The organism is Alteromonas sp. G4i35 (genome assembly GCF_054960375.1).
In genome coordinates, this window is record NZ_JBHNZD010000003.1 from 111,358 (window position 1) to 128,187 (window position 16,830).

Annotated in this window: 10 protein-coding genes; 8 read left to right on the forward strand and 2 right to left on the reverse strand. The window is 44.6% G+C overall.

What is annotated here, in order from left to right; genetic code table 11:
• Positions 1–17 precede the first annotated feature (17 nt).
• The 3 genes from ACFI6L_RS02455 to ACFI6L_RS02465 are packed head-to-tail and all read left to right on the forward strand — an operon-like array spanning position 18 to position 5,177.
• Entirely contained in the window at positions 18–1,958 is a 1,941-nt protein-coding gene (locus ACFI6L_RS02455) for a glycoside hydrolase family 13 protein (protein WP_462573362.1), read from the forward strand.
• Between the two features lie 38 nt (positions 1,959–1,996).
• Entirely contained in the window at positions 1,997–3,478 is a 1,482-nt protein-coding gene (locus ACFI6L_RS02460; protein ID WP_462573363.1) for an MFS transporter, read from the forward strand.
• A gap of 1 nt (position 3,479) precedes the next feature.
• Positions 3,480–5,177 carry an alpha-amylase family glycosyl hydrolase gene (locus ACFI6L_RS02465; RefSeq protein ID WP_462573364.1) on the forward strand — a complete coding sequence of 566 codons (1,698 nt, stop codon included), beginning with the start codon at positions 3,480–3,482 and terminating at the stop codon, positions 5,175–5,177.
• An 88-nt stretch (positions 5,178–5,265) separates the two neighbouring features.
• Here ACFI6L_RS02465 and ACFI6L_RS02470 read toward each other — a convergent pair whose 3' ends face one another.
• Complete coding sequence (locus tag ACFI6L_RS02470; RefSeq protein WP_039227862.1) at positions 5,266–6,288, reverse strand: LacI family DNA-binding transcriptional regulator; 1,023 nt, start codon at positions 6,286–6,288, stop codon at positions 5,266–5,268.
• A 296-nt stretch (positions 6,289–6,584) separates the two neighbouring features.
• Here ACFI6L_RS02470 and glnS point away from each other — a divergent pair, with 296 nt between their 5' ends.
• Positions 6,585–8,252: a glutamine--tRNA ligase gene (gene glnS, locus ACFI6L_RS02475; protein ID WP_039227768.1), complete on the forward strand. Its 1,668-nt coding sequence runs from the start codon at positions 6,585–6,587 to the stop codon at positions 8,250–8,252.
• A gap of 95 nt (positions 8,253–8,347) precedes the next feature.
• Here the strand turns inward: glnS and ACFI6L_RS02480 are convergent, their stop codons facing one another.
• Positions 8,348–9,091 (reverse strand): YciK family oxidoreductase, encoded by a 744-nt coding sequence (locus ACFI6L_RS02480; protein ID WP_462573365.1) that lies wholly within the window; start codon positions 9,089–9,091, stop codon positions 8,348–8,350.
• A gap of 320 nt (positions 9,092–9,411) precedes the next feature.
• Between ACFI6L_RS02480 and ACFI6L_RS02485 the strand changes: the two genes are divergently transcribed.
• The 4 genes from ACFI6L_RS02485 to ACFI6L_RS02500 all read left to right on the forward strand — a co-directional run bounded on the left by ACFI6L_RS02485 (position 9,412) and on the right by ACFI6L_RS02500 (position 16,664).
• Entirely contained in the window at positions 9,412–12,009 is a 2,598-nt protein-coding gene (locus ACFI6L_RS02485; protein ID WP_462573366.1) for a VolA/Pla-1 family phospholipase, read from the forward strand.
• A 240-nt stretch (positions 12,010–12,249) separates the two neighbouring features.
• Positions 12,250–14,772 (forward strand): acylase, encoded by a 2,523-nt coding sequence (locus ACFI6L_RS02490; RefSeq protein WP_462573367.1) that lies wholly within the window; start codon positions 12,250–12,252, stop codon positions 14,770–14,772.
• 120 nt (positions 14,773–14,892) lie between these two features.
• Positions 14,893–15,939 carry a protease SohB gene (sohB, locus tag ACFI6L_RS02495; protein ID WP_462573368.1) on the forward strand — a complete coding sequence of 349 codons (1,047 nt, stop codon included), beginning with the start codon at positions 14,893–14,895 and terminating at the stop codon, positions 15,937–15,939.
• A 101-nt stretch (positions 15,940–16,040) separates the two neighbouring features.
• Positions 16,041–16,664, forward strand: a complete 624-nt coding sequence (locus tag ACFI6L_RS02500) for a TetR/AcrR family transcriptional regulator (protein ID WP_014949468.1) — start codon at positions 16,041–16,043, stop codon at positions 16,662–16,664.
• Positions 16,665–16,830 lie beyond the last annotated feature (166 nt).

The window sequence follows — 16,830 nt, forward strand, 5'->3', positions numbered from 1 at the left end:
TTTAACATGGGGTTGATGTGCCAAAACGTAATCGTGTAATTAATGACAGTGGTCATAAAAAAATCCAAAAGCGCGCAATTCCGCTTCTCCTCAGCTGTATCACTACATTTCCTTTGTTCTCAGTTCAATCATCTGCAAACAGTGGCATTGATGTTTACCCGCCGAATTGGTGGGTTGGTATGCAAAACAGTAATGTAGAACTGATGCTTTATGGTGATGATGTTGCCGATGACACTGTTTCAATAGCGAAAGGCGATGTAAGCGTTAAGCATAGCCAAGCCCTTGATAGTGAAAACTATCTATTCGTAACGCTAGACACGTCGAATGTTAGTGCCCAGGAACTCGTTATCAGGCTTACTGACAGCGATGGTACGACCCGTGATTTAACTTACACGTTAGAAAAAAGAGCACAAGGCTCAGCGTCGCGCAAAGGCTTTGGGCCTCAAGATGCTATTTATCTTATTGCCCCCGACAGATATGCCAATGGTAATAAGGAAAATGATAATGTTAAGGGTTATGGCGATCCCGCAGACCGTTCATTCAAAGGTGGTCGCCACGGTGGTGACATTCAAGGTATTGTTGATAACCTCAACTACATTCAGGATATGGGCTTTACTCAAATATGGACAATGCCCATGCTCGAAAATGCCATGGATAAATACAGTTATCATGGCTATTCCACCACGGATTACTACAAAATAGACCCTAGATTTGGTTCCAATGACGATTTTATTGCGTTAAGTACTGAAGCTAAATCAAAGGGTCTTGGCATTATAATGGATATGGTACTTAACCATATAGGCAGTAATCATTTATGGATGAAAGATACGCCGTCACACGACTGGATCAATAACAACGGTAAATTTGTAGGGACAACCCACAAGCGTGAAGCTCTTCACGACCCTCACGCCATAGCAAGCGATATAAAAGGGTTTAGCGATGGTTGGTTTGTGCCAACCATGCCGGACTTAAATCAGCGCAATCCGCATTTAGCGAACTACCTTATTCAAAACGCGATTTGGTGGGTTGAAAGCGCTGGGCTAAGTGGAATACGTGTGGATACGTACTCCTATCCTGATAAGGCGTTTTTGAGCCAATGGACAAACCGCATAATGGACGAGTACCCGAATTTCAATATAGTAGGGGAAGAGTGGTCAGTTAACCCCGCAATCACGGCATATTGGCAGGCGGGTAGCCACCGCCACGATGACTACGATAGCGCTCTACCATCGGTTATGGATTTCCCGCTTCAAGCCGCAGTCGTTGAAGCGTTGAGTAATGATGAAAGCTGGAATTCTGGCTTCATCTCTGTATACGAAACCTTAGCTACTGACTTTTTGTATGGCGACCCGAATAATTTGGTCATCTTTCCTGATAACCACGATATGAGCCGCATTTTTACTCAGCTCGGTAATGATAAAGACAAATGGAATATGGCTATGACGCTATTGCTCACTACGCGCGGTATTCCACAAGTTTTTTACGGTACAGAAATTTTAATGGGTAACGAAGGCAGTGAAGACCACGGTATTATTCGTTCTGACTTTCCAGGCGGGTGGCCTTCGGACAATGACAAAAACGCTTTTACCGGGCACGGTCTAACGGATGATGAGCGTTGGGCACAGCAGCGTGTGAAGGGGTTACTTCAACTGCGTAAATCACACCCTATGCAGTTTAAAGGCCTGTTGAAGCATTTTGCACCGGAGAATGGGGTTTATACCTATATTCGAGAGGCAAATGTCGATTCAGCCAGTGGTGCAGATAAATCACATACTAATCAGTCTGATAAAATATTGGTCATCTTAAATAAAAAGCCAGTGGACCTGCCTCTAAATAAGTATGCAGAGGTGCTAAGCACACACCAGACGTTAACACGAGTTAGCGATGGGATATCTTTTAAGACGACGGATACCTTAAGCTTACCAGCAATGTCTGCTAGTGTTTTCATTGTGCAGTAATCGTATTAACTATAGTAAAACAATAAATAGAGCAAAGTATGCAAGCAACTCAACCACGCCTTTCTTTCTGGCAAATATGGAACGTCAGCTTTGGCTTTCTAGGTGTTCAATTCGGTTTTGCACTGCAAAACGCAAACGTAAGTCGGATCCTTTCAGACTTAGGGGCAGACCTTCACTCGCTATCACTATTTTGGCTCGTCGCGCCAATCATGGGGTTAATCGTTCAACCAATTGTTGGCTCAGCATCTGATAGAACGTGGAATCGATTAGGTCGACGCCGCCCGTTCATTCTTGCTGGTGCAATCGCCGCAGTATTGGGTATGATTTTACTGCCGAATGCGCCGATATTTGTTGCCTTCTTGGCACCTATGGTAATGGGCGCGTTAATGGTTGCACTTATGGACGCGTCGTTTAACGTATGTTTTCAGCCGTTTCGCTCATTGGTGTCAGACATGGTACCGCCGTCACAACGCAATGTTGGCTATTCGATTCAGTCGTTACTGATTAATATAGGCGCAGTTATCGGCTCAATACTGCCATTTGTACTTACCAATGTTATTGGCCTTGAAAATACGGCACAAATGGGTGAGGTTGCACCTTCTGTTGTTTGGGCTTTCTACATTGGCGCTACAGTACTGCTTGGTACGGTCATTTGGACGGTAGTTCGTACCAAAGAATACGCACCAGATGAATACAACCGCTATAAAGGGCTTACCGAAGAGCAGCCTGCAACTGAAAAAGCGCCTAAAGCACCGCTAGGACAACGCTTAAGTGAGTTTTTCACGTTAGTAAAAGATATGCCAAAGACAATGAAACAACTTGCTGTCGTGCAGTTTTTCTCGTGGTTTGCGCTCTTTATTATGTGGGTGTATACCACACCTGCTATTACGCAACATATATGGAATGTAGATAAGCAGTGGTTTGACCCAGCTTATATTGCTGCAGCCCCGATGGTGCCTGAAACCATCATCATGGCCAAGGGAGCTGCTGGTGATTGGGTAGGGATTCTATTTGCTGCGTATTCGGTATTTGCTGCGATTTTTTCTATTTTCTTGGCAAAACTTGCTGACAAGTTTGGTCGCAAAACGGTTTACGCTTCGTCTTTAGCGCTAGGTGGCCTGAGCTACGTAAGCTTCTTGTTATTCCAAGACCTGACGATGATCAACGTAAACTTAGTGATTACTGAAGTAACAGTACCTTTGGGCGCAGTGAAGCTGTTAATCCCTATGGTAGGCGTAGGTATAGCGTGGGCTGCCATTCTTGCTATGCCTTACGCTATGTTAGCTGGTGCGTTACCTGCAAATAAAACGGGTGTTTATATGGGTATCTTCAACTTTACCGTTGCCGCCCCTCAAATTGTTTCGGGTCTAACTGCTGGCTGGATTCTAAGTTCTGTTTTCGACAACGACGCAAAGTACATTATCGTTGTTGCCGGAGTTTCTATGTTAATTGGTGCGGTTTCAGTTTTCTTCGTGAACGAGGCCGATAAGCAAGAAATTGAAGAAGCGCAGGGAGCTTAATATGTCATTTAATCGTACAACAATCGCATTAACGTTAGCTGGTTTATTTTGCTCAGCCTGCTCGAGTACATCTGTTCCTACATCTAAGGATATACGAGAAAACAGCCACGCTATCGTGGGTACCACTACGCCATTTGCTAGCGAAGCGGTGTACTTTGTTGTGACAGATCGCTTTGTAGACGGCGACCCTTCGAACAATCATGAAGAGCAGGGAGGCGATCACCCTACGTGGCAACTGCCCTTAGAAGGTCCTGAAGGTAAGAAAGCCTATGTGGGTTACATGGGCGGTGATTTACAGGGTATCTTAAACAACGCCGATTATATTAAAGAAATGGGGTTCACGGCAGTATGGATGACGCCTGTCCACGATAACCCGGACTATGCGTTTAATGGCGATGAACCCATTACTTATGGCGGTGCCTTTAAAGACGGTGGTAAAACGGGTTATCACGGCTATTGGGCAACGAATTTCTATAAAGCTGACGAGCATTTGGTTAGCGCCAATTTAAGCGTTAGTGACTATACGGCGAAAATGCGTCAGCATGGCCTTAAGTCCGTGTTTGATATTGTGGCAAATCATGGCACACCAAGCTTCACCATGGAAAAGGACTTACCCGGCTACGGGGAAATATATGACAGTGATGGAAATCTGGTTGCTGATCATCAAAACTTGGCACCTGAAGAGCTTGACCCTGAAAACAACCCGCTTCATAGCTTTTTTCACAACTATCCAGATTTAGTAAAGCTTTCTAATCTAGATGACGAAAACCCCGCCGTACGCGATTATCTCATCAACAGCTATTTGTATTGGATTTCTCAAGGTGCTGATGCATTTAGAATAGATACAATCAGGCATGTGCCTCATGCGTTTTGGCGTGAAGCGTCAGATCGTATACGCGAGCAAAACCCTGAATTTTTTATGTTTGGCGAAGCATTTGACTATGAGGCGAACAACATTGCCCAGCATACGTTACCGAAAAATGGGGGCGTCAGTGTATTAGACTTTCCTATGCAAAAGGCCATGGTGAATGTATTTGAAAAGCCGCTAGAGAGTGATTTTGCTGACTTAGAAACGGTGCTTCATCTTACGCACGGGCCATATAACAATCCATATGAATTAACTACGTTCTACGATAACCACGATATGGCGCGCATTAATGCCACTGATGAAGGCTTTATTAATGCGCATAACTGGGTGTTTACAGTAAGAGGTATTCCGGTTGTATACATGGGATCTGAAATTGGCTTCATGCGCGGTACGGCGGAACATGCTGGCAATCGTAACTATGTTGGCCAAGAGCGCCTAGACCAAGCCAAGACACATCCTATTCAACAGGCGCTTACAAAGATTGCCAATGTGCGTAAAAACACGGTAGCACTGCAGCGCGGTGTTCAAGTCAACGTTGAACTTGACGGTCATCAAGCGGCGTTTTATCGCGTTGTTGATACTGCAGAAACACAGCAGACTGCACTTGTATTGCTTAATAAGGGTAATGCCGCACAATCTTTTGCGGTTAGTGACTTTATGCAATCGGGCGACTGGACGGAACAATTATCTGGAGAAACGCAAACGGTAGAACTCGGTGATGCGTTAACCGCAACGGTTAAGCCCAATGGCGTTCAGGTATGGGTGCGCGAAGGTCAAGTAAGTAACAGCGCATTACTTGCTCAAATTAAGCATCAGTTGGCCCGCCAATAAAACGTGTTTAGCGCACAATAAAAAAGCCCCGTGGTTGTTTAACGCCCGGGGCTTTTTGTTTAGTTTCTAGGGTGTAATTTGCACACGCTTACTCACTGCCACATGACTGCCTAATAATAATATCCGCAGGCATTAAATAATCCTGAACGTCTTCGTTGTTAATGGCTTTTAATAAGGTGTTTACCAATAACTCTCCCGCCAGTTTGGTATTTTGCTGAACAGTGGTGAGCGAAGGCGTGGTGTAGGCTGAAACCGCAATATTGTCATAGCCAACCACGGCTACATCATCAGGCACATTCACTTTTGCCTGGCGCAGCGCTCTAAGCACGCCCATTGCAATAAGGTCTGATGCGCAGACAATTGCTTGGGGAAGTTCGCCACTTTGCAGCAATGATTTCACCGCTTCTGACCCCGCATCCTCAGTCGAAATAGCATTGCGTTGAACACTTGACTGATCGAGCCCATGAGAATGAAGTGTTTCAAAATAACCGTTAAAACGCGCTTTGAATTCAGGGGCGTGATCGCCATTGTCGCCAATAAACGCAAAGGAAGTTTTACCCAAGCCAATTAAATGTGACGTTATGCTTTGGCCACCTTGATAGTTATCACAACCGATACTAACCCCTGGGTGGGCTTCATCTGGCGCACCCCAACGAACAAAGTGGGTGCCCTGCGATTCAAGTTGCGCGACTTTGTTTTGGTAATCAGTATAGTCGCCATATCCTAATAGAATAATGCCGTCAGCCTTATTTGAGTCTTCATATTCTGCGTGCCAGTCATCATCTAAATTTTGGAAGGACACAAGCAGATCATAGTTTGCTTGCGCACACGCGCGAGTAATACTGCCGAGCATCGCTAGGAAGAACGGATTAATCATCGAATCATCGGACGTAGGATCTTCAAACAAGAGTAGGGCAATTGTGCTGCTCTTTTGCTTTCTCAAGTTACTTGCGTTTTTATCCACTTTGTAATTGAGTTCCCGGGCAATACGCTGAACGCGATCTCTAGTTTCTTGATTAACTAGCGGGCTATTATTTAACGCTCGCGAAACCGTCGACTGCGAAACACCTGCCAAGTGGGCAATGTCAAAAGAGGTTGCTTTTTCTTTCATAAACACCATGATTTGCTGCTACGACCTTGTTGTCGCGAATTTAGATTACCATATTTTTATAATGACGCGCGCATTTTGAGACGCAGTCGCTCAAATGCCACGCAAAATTACGATTTCGTCAGTGCTTATTTATATTTTGGAAGTCATAACGGCATTTAGTTTTAGAAGGTATTTGCAGATCGCTCTTAATTCAATCACTTGTCAGGCTTCTTTGAATAAAACATGGTTGAAGTAATTGCGAGAGTGTTATACTCAGCGAGATTTTGAAATATTACGTGCATAAGGGGAACAAGCGAATGGCCGAGACTGAACACCGTCCGACCAATTTTATCCGTCAGATTATTGATAAAGACCTGTCTAGTGGTCTACATGACGCAATTAAAACACGGTTTCCACCAGAGCCGAATGGCTTCTTACACATTGGCCACGCCAAGTCTATCTGCTTGAATTTTGGTATTGCTCAAGACTACACAGGTACGTGCAATTTACGCTTTGACGATACCAACCCTGCAAAAGAAGACATTACCTTCGTTAATTCAATTAAGGAAGATGTGCAATGGCTTGGATTTACGTGGGACGGAGAAGCGCGCTATTCATCGAATTACTTTGACCAACTACACGCATACGCCGTTGAACTTATTGAAAAAGGCTTAGCCTATGTAGATTTTTCAGCGCAAGACGTTATGCGCGAAATGCGTGGCACACTTAAAGAGCCTGGTCAAAATAGCCCTTATCGCGATACAGACGTTGAAACTAACCTCAGTGAGTTTGCCAAAATGACGGCAGGCGAATATAAAGAAGGTGAGTGTAGTCTGCGTGCGAAAATTGATATGGCATCGCCATTTATGTGTATGCGTGACCCGGTAATTTATCGCGTTAAGCATGCTCACCATCATCAAACTGGTGATAAATGGTGCGTGTATCCAATGTACGATTTTACACATTGTATCTCAGACGCCATTGAGGGAATAACGCACTCCCTGTGTACACTAGAGTTCCAGGATAACCGTCGTCTTTATGATTGGGTTATCGAAAACATTTCTATCGACTGCACGCCAAGACAGTATGAATTCTCACGTCTTAATCTAGAATATACGGTATTAAGCAAGCGTCGTCTTATTCAGTTAGTCGACGAAAACCATGTACATGGCTGGGACGACCCTCGCATGCCTACCATTGCGGGTTTACGCCGTCGTGGCTACACACCGGGTTCAATCGTTGAGTTTTGTAAACGCATTGGTGTGACTAAGATGGACAACATGGTTGAAATGTCCATGCTAGAAGCGTGCATACGCGACGACCTAAATGCAAATGCTCCTCGCGCAATGGCCGTACTAGATCCAATAAAGCTCGTTATCGAAAATTATGAGGAAGGCCAGACAGAAACGCTTGTTGCGCCAAATCATCCTAACGATGAAAGTATGGGTACGCGTAACATCGGATTCAGTCGCGAAGTGTATATAGAAGCAGAAGACTTCCGAGAGTCGGCGAACAAGAAGTTTAAGCGCTTAGTGCTTGATAAAGAAGTTCGTCTTCGCAACGCCTACGTGGTTAAAGCTAATCGCGTGGAAAAAGATGAAAATGGTAATGTCACTACCGTTTACTGTACATATGACCCTGATACGCTTGGTAAAGATCCGGCTGATGGCCGCAAAGTTAAAGGTGTTATTCATTGGGTGGATGCAGCAACAGCACAGGCAGCGGAGTTTAGGCTTTACGACCGCTTGTTTAACGTGCCTAACCCAGCAGCGGAAGAAAACTTTACCGATGCGATTAACCCTGATTCGTTGGAAGTAAAACACGGTTGGGTAGAAGCAGGATTGGCAGACAATGTTCCTGAAGTAGGAGCATGGCAGTTTGAACGCACTGGCTACTTCTGTGTAGATAAAGACAGCACAGACGACAAGCCGGTCTTTAACCGCACTGTAGGTCTACGAGATACATGGGCCAAAATGGGCGAGTAGGCACTGGCCTTTAGCCATTTATGCGCTGTAAATAAAAAACCGCTTAAGTGCTGCTTAAGCGGTTTTTTTGTTTAATGGAACATTGCTTTCGTTAATTACTTTGGTTGGCAATCAAGTGACTGTCCGGTTGTTTCCTTACTGTCTTCGCCCATTAGATAAAGATACATAGGCATAATATCTTCAGGTGTTTTTAGTGTTTCAGGGTTTTCTGCTGGAAACGCTTGAGCGCGCATTTGTGTGCGGGTACCACCTGGATTAATACAGTTAAAGCGCAGTGACTTATTTCGATATTCATCAGCAAGGGTTTGCATAACGCCTTCTGTTGCGAATTTTGATACGGCGTACGTACCCCAAAATGCGCGACCTTTTCTGCCTACGCTAGAGGTGGTGAAAATTACCGATGCACTTTCTGCCTTCTCTAGAGCGGGAATAAGCGCTTGTGTCATGAAGACCATGCCATTTAGGTTGATTTGCATCACGTCTTGCCATTCTTGCGCATCAATATCTTTAAATGCACTAAGGTGGCCTAAAATACTCGCATTGTGAAGAACACCATCTAATCGGCCAAACTGGTCAATAATGGTTTGCGTCATTTGCTGATAATGAGAGGGCGTTGCGCCTTTGATATCTAAAGGAACAATGGCGGGTTCTTGACCACCTGCTGCGACAATGTCGTCGTACACAGCTTCAAGTTTAGACACGGTGCGGCCTAATAAAATACAAATAGCGCCATGTGCAGCATACGTTTTTGCGGCTTGTGCACCAATTCCATCGCCAGCCCCGGTGATAAGAATAACTTTATCGCGCAATAAATCCGCTGGTGCATTGTAATCGTTCATCATTTTCCTTCAAAAGGTTCATTTATATCGCAATGATTGGGGCCTGTAGACCCAATTAAGAATCAAACCCCAGATCATACTCAGCCTGACTCACAAGTAAAACAATGAATGAAAATTTCTTCAAACGTAAAAAAAGTTAACAAAAGTAGTTAACAAAACTTTGCAAAGTTGCAACAAAGTCAATAAGATTGAGGAAGATACAACTGGTCTAACATGTTTAAAACTATCATCTACGCCTGTAAAGACAGGGTAGACCAAGCTACTTTTAATAGAGTTAAGTTTTAGACACAGAATAACAACAATGCTTGTAGGGAGTAGAGATGAGAAAACTCGTATTAAGTTCCAGTGTGGCCCTTGCGCTGGGTCTAGCAGGCTGTGGTGGCTCCGATGAAACCCTTTCCGACATTCAGGCCGAAACAGAAGTCCAAACACCATTTTCACGAATCGTTTTTGACCCAGCTAATGGGAACTTGAACATTCCAAACGACCTTCTGATGCTTCCAGGCGATGATGGTTTCTTTGATTACACACTGAATATTCCGGTCGATGACCCTACAGATTTTGCTGACCCGCAAAATGCACTCAACGTGTTAGACGGTTGGTCAACTCAACACCCGTTTCTAATCAATGTAGAAACACCTGCCGGCGCATCGCTTGATGCAAGTACATTATCTTCTGGTGTGTTGCTTTTTGAAGCAACGTTAGGTCTTGACCAAAGTGATCCTGACTGTGCGCAGGTTACAACACCTTCTGCGGGTTGTAAGCTTGGCGATCAACTTACCTTTGGTGTTGATTACGTACTCAGCCTTGCTGATAGCAACACAATCACTTTTGTTCCTCTTAAGCCGCTAAAAGCAGCTCAGGGCTACATGTTAGTAATGACCACTGATTTGAAAGACTCTTCTGGCAAATCGGTTCAGGGTTCAACTACGTGGGACTCAGTAAGACAAGACATCGACACTAATCCTCTATCAAGTGCAGCACAGCTTCAATTACAAGGCTTAGTTAATTCGTTAGTTAATCCAGTGCTTGGTGCGGGTTTCGACCGTGAAGACATTACTTACGTGTCAGCTTTCACCACACAGTCTATTGCCAACTCGCTTGATACCATCAAGAAGGTCATGATTAGCCGTTTTGCACAACTGGCTGCTGGCGGTGACCCGTCCGCTCCAACTGCACTACCTGCAATCACGGTAAGCGATGTATCTGCAGCGCCTAATGCCATGGAAGCACTTGGTCTTGTAAACGCTACTGTTGTAGCTGGCGCAGTAGAGCAGGGTAAACAAGGTCTACCAGATAACATTCAAGCAGCGATTGACGCTACTGATTTCAGCTTGTTAGAAACTTGTGCAGGACTTGCGGGTACGGCGTCTGGTCAACTTTCTGCTCAATGGGGTGCGCTGAACGAATTTGCTGTTGGTGTTTCTACGGGCATTTTAGCGCAAGCCGGTCCATTCTGTGCAGCTCAACGTTATGAAGGTAATATTGCATTGCCTTATTTCTTGGGTGTTCCAAGTGCAGAGAACCCACTTGCTCCAGTAAATGATTTCTGGAAGGCAGCTTGTGACAGTGGTATTGTTTTAGCTGGTGCTCCTCAAGAATTACTTGCAGACGCAGAACCAGGTCCTAATGCAGCAATGTGTTCTTCACTAGGCCTTGCTGACGTTCGTATTAACGGCGAAATGTTAGATAGCGCAAGAAACATTACTAAATTCAACCCATATCCACAGCCTACTGGCGGAAACATGGGAACAGAAACGTTAGACGTTCAGGTTACTATTCCTGACCCAGCAATTGCAGGTGCTTTAGGTTTTCCTATCAGCATGCCTGAAGCCGGTTGGCCAGTGGTTATTCTAGCGCACGGCATTACCAGCCAAAAAGAAGATATGCTTGCCATCACAGGTACTCTGTCTCTAGCAGGTATTGCGTCAGTAGCAATCGACCAACCATTACACGGTAGCCGCGGTTTTGACCTTAATGGCGACGGTACAGATGAACTGAACGCGACTACGGTTAGCGCAACTCACTATATGAACCTTGCCAGCTTGCCTACGGCTCGGGACAATCTACGCCAAAGCGTGTCAGATTTACTTGGTCTACGTTTAGGACTAAACGCAGTTGTCGATACCACAGCAGCGCAAAATGTTAAGTTTGATATGTCACGTGTATCGATTATGGGTGTGTCTCTAGGCGCTATCACTGGTGGTAATTTTGCTTCAGTGGCAAACACGTCGATGGGCGGCGATTTAGCAGCACTTGATGGCATGTTTGCTGTCAAGCAAGCTTCTCTTGAGTCTCCAGGGGGCGGTGTTGCTCAGTTCCTAATTGAGTCAGCCGCGTTTGGTCCTCTTATCAAAGGTCTGTTGCTGTCTCAGGCTTCTGAAGAGTTTGTTGCCTTGCTAAATCAACTGTATGAAACCACTGATGTGAGCGAAGAACAACTTCGCGCAGCGGTAGCGATTTTCGAAGAAAATCTTACTGCTGAGCAGGCTGCCCAAGTAAATGCAGTATTTGCAGAGTTTGCTTTTGCTGCGCAAACGGTAATGGATGCAGGAGACCCTACTAACTACGCTCAGACACTGGGTAGCAATACGCCAGTTCATATGATGACCGTAGTGGGTGATGGCAGCGACGCGAACCTTCCGGATCAAGTTATTCCAATTTCAACAGCGTTACCATTGTCAGGTCAGCTTCCTCTGGCAGCGACCATTGGCTTAGAGCAAGTGACAACCACGCAAGGTCCTGGTACAGATCCAATTAGCGGAATTGTACAGTTCAATAGTGGTGCTCATGCTTCTAGCTTAAGCCCTGCGGCGAGCGCAGCGGTAACAACGGAAATGCAAAAAGAAGTGGCGGGTTATATTGCGTCTGACGCACTTGTACTGCCAATTTCTGATGAAAGTGTTGTAGCGAACTAACCAAGGGTAGTTTGCTCCAATGGGCAGCGTTACAACTGCTTACATTTTATAGAAAGAAAGCCGGCGTTATTGCCGGCTTTTTTGTAGAAAAATTATAATGTTGTTTGAATGTTTTCATTTGTTAATGTAGTGTGAATTCAGGTCGGATCAGTTTTACTTATGCTGTAATTAACACCGCTTTGAAGACGCGTGCGGTAAGAGTGGTTGACCTTTTTCATTTATCATTAGGGAACATTTGAGATGATTGACAACACCTTTAACGCTAAACGGACGCTTATTGCGTTATCACTCACTGCACTTCTCGGTGCGTGCGGCGATAACGATAACGACTTTTCTAACGTAGAACAACCAGCGCCCACAACGCCTACGACACCCGAACCAACACCAGCACCAATTCCAGCATTTTCTCCTGACGGTACACTGTCCGCGGATGTTACCTGGACCACCTATGGCGTTCCGCATGTGAAAGCCGATAACCTAGAAAGTATGGCTTACGGTGTGGGTTATGCGTTTGCACGCGATAACCTTTGCGTACTGGCCGACCAGATTGTTAAGTATAACTCTGAGAGAGCTAAGTATTTTGGTCCAGATACTGTACCTGGTAGCGGTGATTCAGAGCACCTTATTAACGATTTCGGTTTTCTTACTCTAGGTATTAGAGAGTTAGCAGAAGAGAACTTACCTCGGTTGTCTGCTAATTCACGTGCAATGTTTCAAGGCTACACTGCTGGATACAACCGGTACTTAGCTGAAACTCCTGTAGAAGAACAAGATCAAAGCTGTGCTGGCCAACCATGGGTCACTGAAATTGATAGTGTGGATCTATTAACGTACTCATTAGGCGTGGCGCTATTACCTGGGGCCGCTAATTTCTTAGGACCTATGTTTATTGCAGCGCCTGAAGGTGAGAGTTATCTACCTACTCCAGCTGCGTCCTCAAGTGACGTTGCTTCTACATTTAAGATTTCACCAACGGTAGGTCTGCCTGAAAAAAATCCTCAAGAAATGGGCTCTAATGGTTGGGGGTTAGGCAGCGATAAAACGACCAATGGCAAAGGTATGGTTTTAGGCAATCCGCATTTTCCTCACACAGGAAACCTACGCTTTTGGAATTTCCATGCTCAAGTACCCGGACACTTGAATGTAACAGGTGGCTCGTTGATGGGATTGCCTGGTGCAGTAAATATTGGATTTAACGAAAACGTTGCATGGACACACACCTTCTCGACGGCTGAACATTTTGTTGTGTATCAGCTGACCCTCGACGAAAATGATGAATCTGGCCTTACCCATATGGTTGATGGCAACAGACGCACCATCTATGAAAAGCCACTTCAAATTGATGTCGCAGTGGGTGGAGGGCAAACCATTAAGCTTAATAAGACCGCGTATTACACCAACTACGGTCCAATGATTGAAGTGCCTGGTAACTTTGATTGGAATGGTAATAATGCCTTTGCCATAAAAGACGCAAATCTGCCTAACTTCGATATTGTAGACCATTGGCTTGCCATGAATATGGCGACATCCATGGACGAGTTTAAGCAGGCGTTTAAAGATTACGACGGTGTTATTTTCAATAATACAATGGCTGCCTCTGATGATGGTCAAGTCTTCTACATTGACGATTCAACCGTGCCGAATCTAACCGAAACCGCAATTGAGCAACTAACCACAAACCCGTTACTTATTCAAACTAAAGCGGCTGCTGGCTTTACCGTATTACCGGGTAACATTTCGCAGTTTGATTTCGAAGGACCCGTTCCATACGAAGAAGCGCCTAAGTACGAGGGCACGGATTCAGTTCAAAACTCGAACGACAGCTATTGGTTAACGAATTTAAACTCACCAATTGTTGTAAGCAATCCGCTATTTGGTAGCGTGGAATATCAACAAACACTACGCTCAAGAATGGGTCAACAGTTTATTGGAAACGAAGCGGGAAGTGACGGAACCTTTACGCCAGACGAAGTGGAAGGCTTACTGTTTAATAACAGAAGTTATTTAGCAGAGAATATTTTGCCTTCATTGCTTTCGCTATGCGCCGCGCAAGGTTCAACACCTGTAGATGTAGACGGAACTAGCGTTGATGTTTCACAAGCCTGTGCTGCGTTGGAGGATTGGGATGGCACCATGAACCTTACAAGTACTGGTGCACACGTGTTTAGAGAGTTTGCATTCCAGTTTAACCAAGCGCCACAGTGGGAGACGCCGTTTTCACTAGAATCACCAGTCACTACGCCTTCTGGCTTGATGCAAAATGACGTTACTCTTGAACAATTGGCAAGAGCAACACAAGTTATTGAGCAAGCAGGTGTCGCATTTGACGCGCCGCTAGGGGACGTTCAGTTTGTTGAGCGAAGCCTGCCAGATGGCACGGCGTCTGGTATCAAACTACCATGGGCTGGTGCACACAATATTGAAGGTGGCTTTAACGTGTTTGACGTTATAAGCAACAGGAACGGTACGTTGCTTCCACGTCATAACTACGAGCCTGTGAATAGTAACACCATAATGAGTGCAGAAGCTGAAGGCTACCATATTAACTATGGCACCAGTTGGGCTATGGTTATTAACTTCACTGATGAAGGCCCCAAGGGACGGGGTATTCTGACCTACTCACAATCTCGCAAGTATGGCAGTGAACACTTCTTAGACCAAACTCAGCTTTATTCTACGCAGCCTACGCTAAGAGATATCTTCTTTACTGACGAGGAGATAGAGGCTAACAAGATAGAGCAAGTTACCCTATCGTCAGAATAAGATGAGACTGGTATTATAACGTAATTAGCAAAGCGGCGTTGCTTTTCACAAAGCAAGGCCGCTATTTACGTTGTGGGTAAACAACGACGCTTACCCGTTTTATTTTACTAGGAGTAAAGTTTGGAGTTTTTGTACGAGTACGGTTTGTTTGTTGCCAAGGCAGTAACGCTAGTAATCGCTTTTATTGTGGTTGTATCTACCATTGTTGGCTTAGCGAGTAAGCAAAAGCATGGGAAAGGGCAACTTGAGATCGTGTCTATTTCTGAGCAGTTGAAAGACATTACAAATTACGCGAAACAGGTTCTGTTAGATAAAAATGCGTTAAAGAAATTAGCCAAGGAACAGAAAAAAGAAGCGAAAGCTAAAAATAAGCCAAAAAACAAAGCCAAAATCACAGAACAAGGCGAAGAGTCTGAGAAGTCCCGTCTTTATGTCATCGACTTTAAAGGTTCGATGGACGCCAATGAAGTGGAACACTTACGCGAAGAAATTACCGCTATCTTATGTGTCGCAAATAAAGAAGACGAAGTCTTGGTTCGACTTGAAAGTGGTGGGGGGGTTGTACACGGCTATGGACTTGCAGCGTCTCAACTTCAGCGTATCAAGGAAAAGGGTCTTAAACTAACGATTGCGGTAGATAAAGTGGCGGCAAGCGGTGGTTACATGATGGCTTGTGTTGCAGACAAATTACTGGCGTCTCAATTTGCTTACATTGGCAGCATAGGCGTTTTAGCTCAGTTGCCTAACTTCAATAAACTATTGAAGAAAAATGATATTGAGTTTGAACAACACACCGCTGGTGAATTCAAGCGTACTCTAACCGTATTTGGTGAGAACAACGATGAAGGCCGCGCGAAATTTAAAGAAGAAATTGAAGAGATTCATGTACTGTTCAAAGACTTCGTTCAAAGCCAGCGTCCAGATATGGACATCGATAAAGTCGCCACAGGCGAGTATTGGCCAGGTATTAAAGCTAAGTCGCTTGGTTTAATTGACGACATCACAACCTCAGATGACTATATTCTTTCTCATTATCCCGCACGCGAAATATTTAGTGTTAAGTATGCTGTGAAGAAAAATGTAGCAGAGAAACTGGGGATGTCTGCAGCAAATGTTGTTGAGCGCGTGTTTATGAAATCAATGAGCAAAGCGCGTCACTGGTTTTAATAGCGACAATTTGTCTGTGTTGATAATTCAGGACCGATAAAACGATTGTTAACACAGACATACGTTAAATTTTTAACCTACAAAAAGATAATAAAAAGAATATGGCACGGCATACTAAAACCGATATATTAGATGCGGCAGAATACTTATTTTCTCAAAGCGGGTTTACTCAAACATCCATGCGCGAGATTACTGCCAGAGCAGAAGTGAATTTGGCGTCGGTGAACTATCACTTCGGCAGTAAGAAGAATTTAATTCAAGCCGTGTTTAAAAGGTACTTTGATCACCTAATGCCGCAGGTAGAGTCTTGCTTGGCGTCTTTGACACCTATGGAAGGTGCTAAGGGCGTTGAGCAACTCTTGTATTCGTTGATCCCTCCTATGCTTAACCTCAACACCATTTCAGAGCAGGGTACTTCTACGTTTGTTAAGTTGCTAGGACGTGGCTACAACGAAACTCAGGGGCATTTGCGTAAGTTCTTAATGAATGATTACGGTGATTGTATCCGTGCACTTGTCGACGCTATAAGGCGTTGTCTTCCTGATTTACCTGAGGAAGAACTATTCTGGCGCTTGCATTTTGCGATGGGAAGTTTTGTATTTTCAATGGCGTCGAGCCAAGCGCTAACAGAAATAGCTGAGTCTGACTTTCACAAGCATGTCGATATAAAAGAAGTTATCCAGCACCTAGTTCCATTCGTAGCCCAAGGGCTAGCAGGCAAATAATTCAAGCGCGCTCGTTAAACACTCAGTTGAGAAAGAGTGGTAAGCTATTATTATTTCATAATAAATAGTGAAGGGGTCACATAACATAAGTGCCTCAACGACACTTACGGTATGCGACATTTATTGCGTTTTTACACCAGTAGCTAAACTAGATATTAAATCAGGT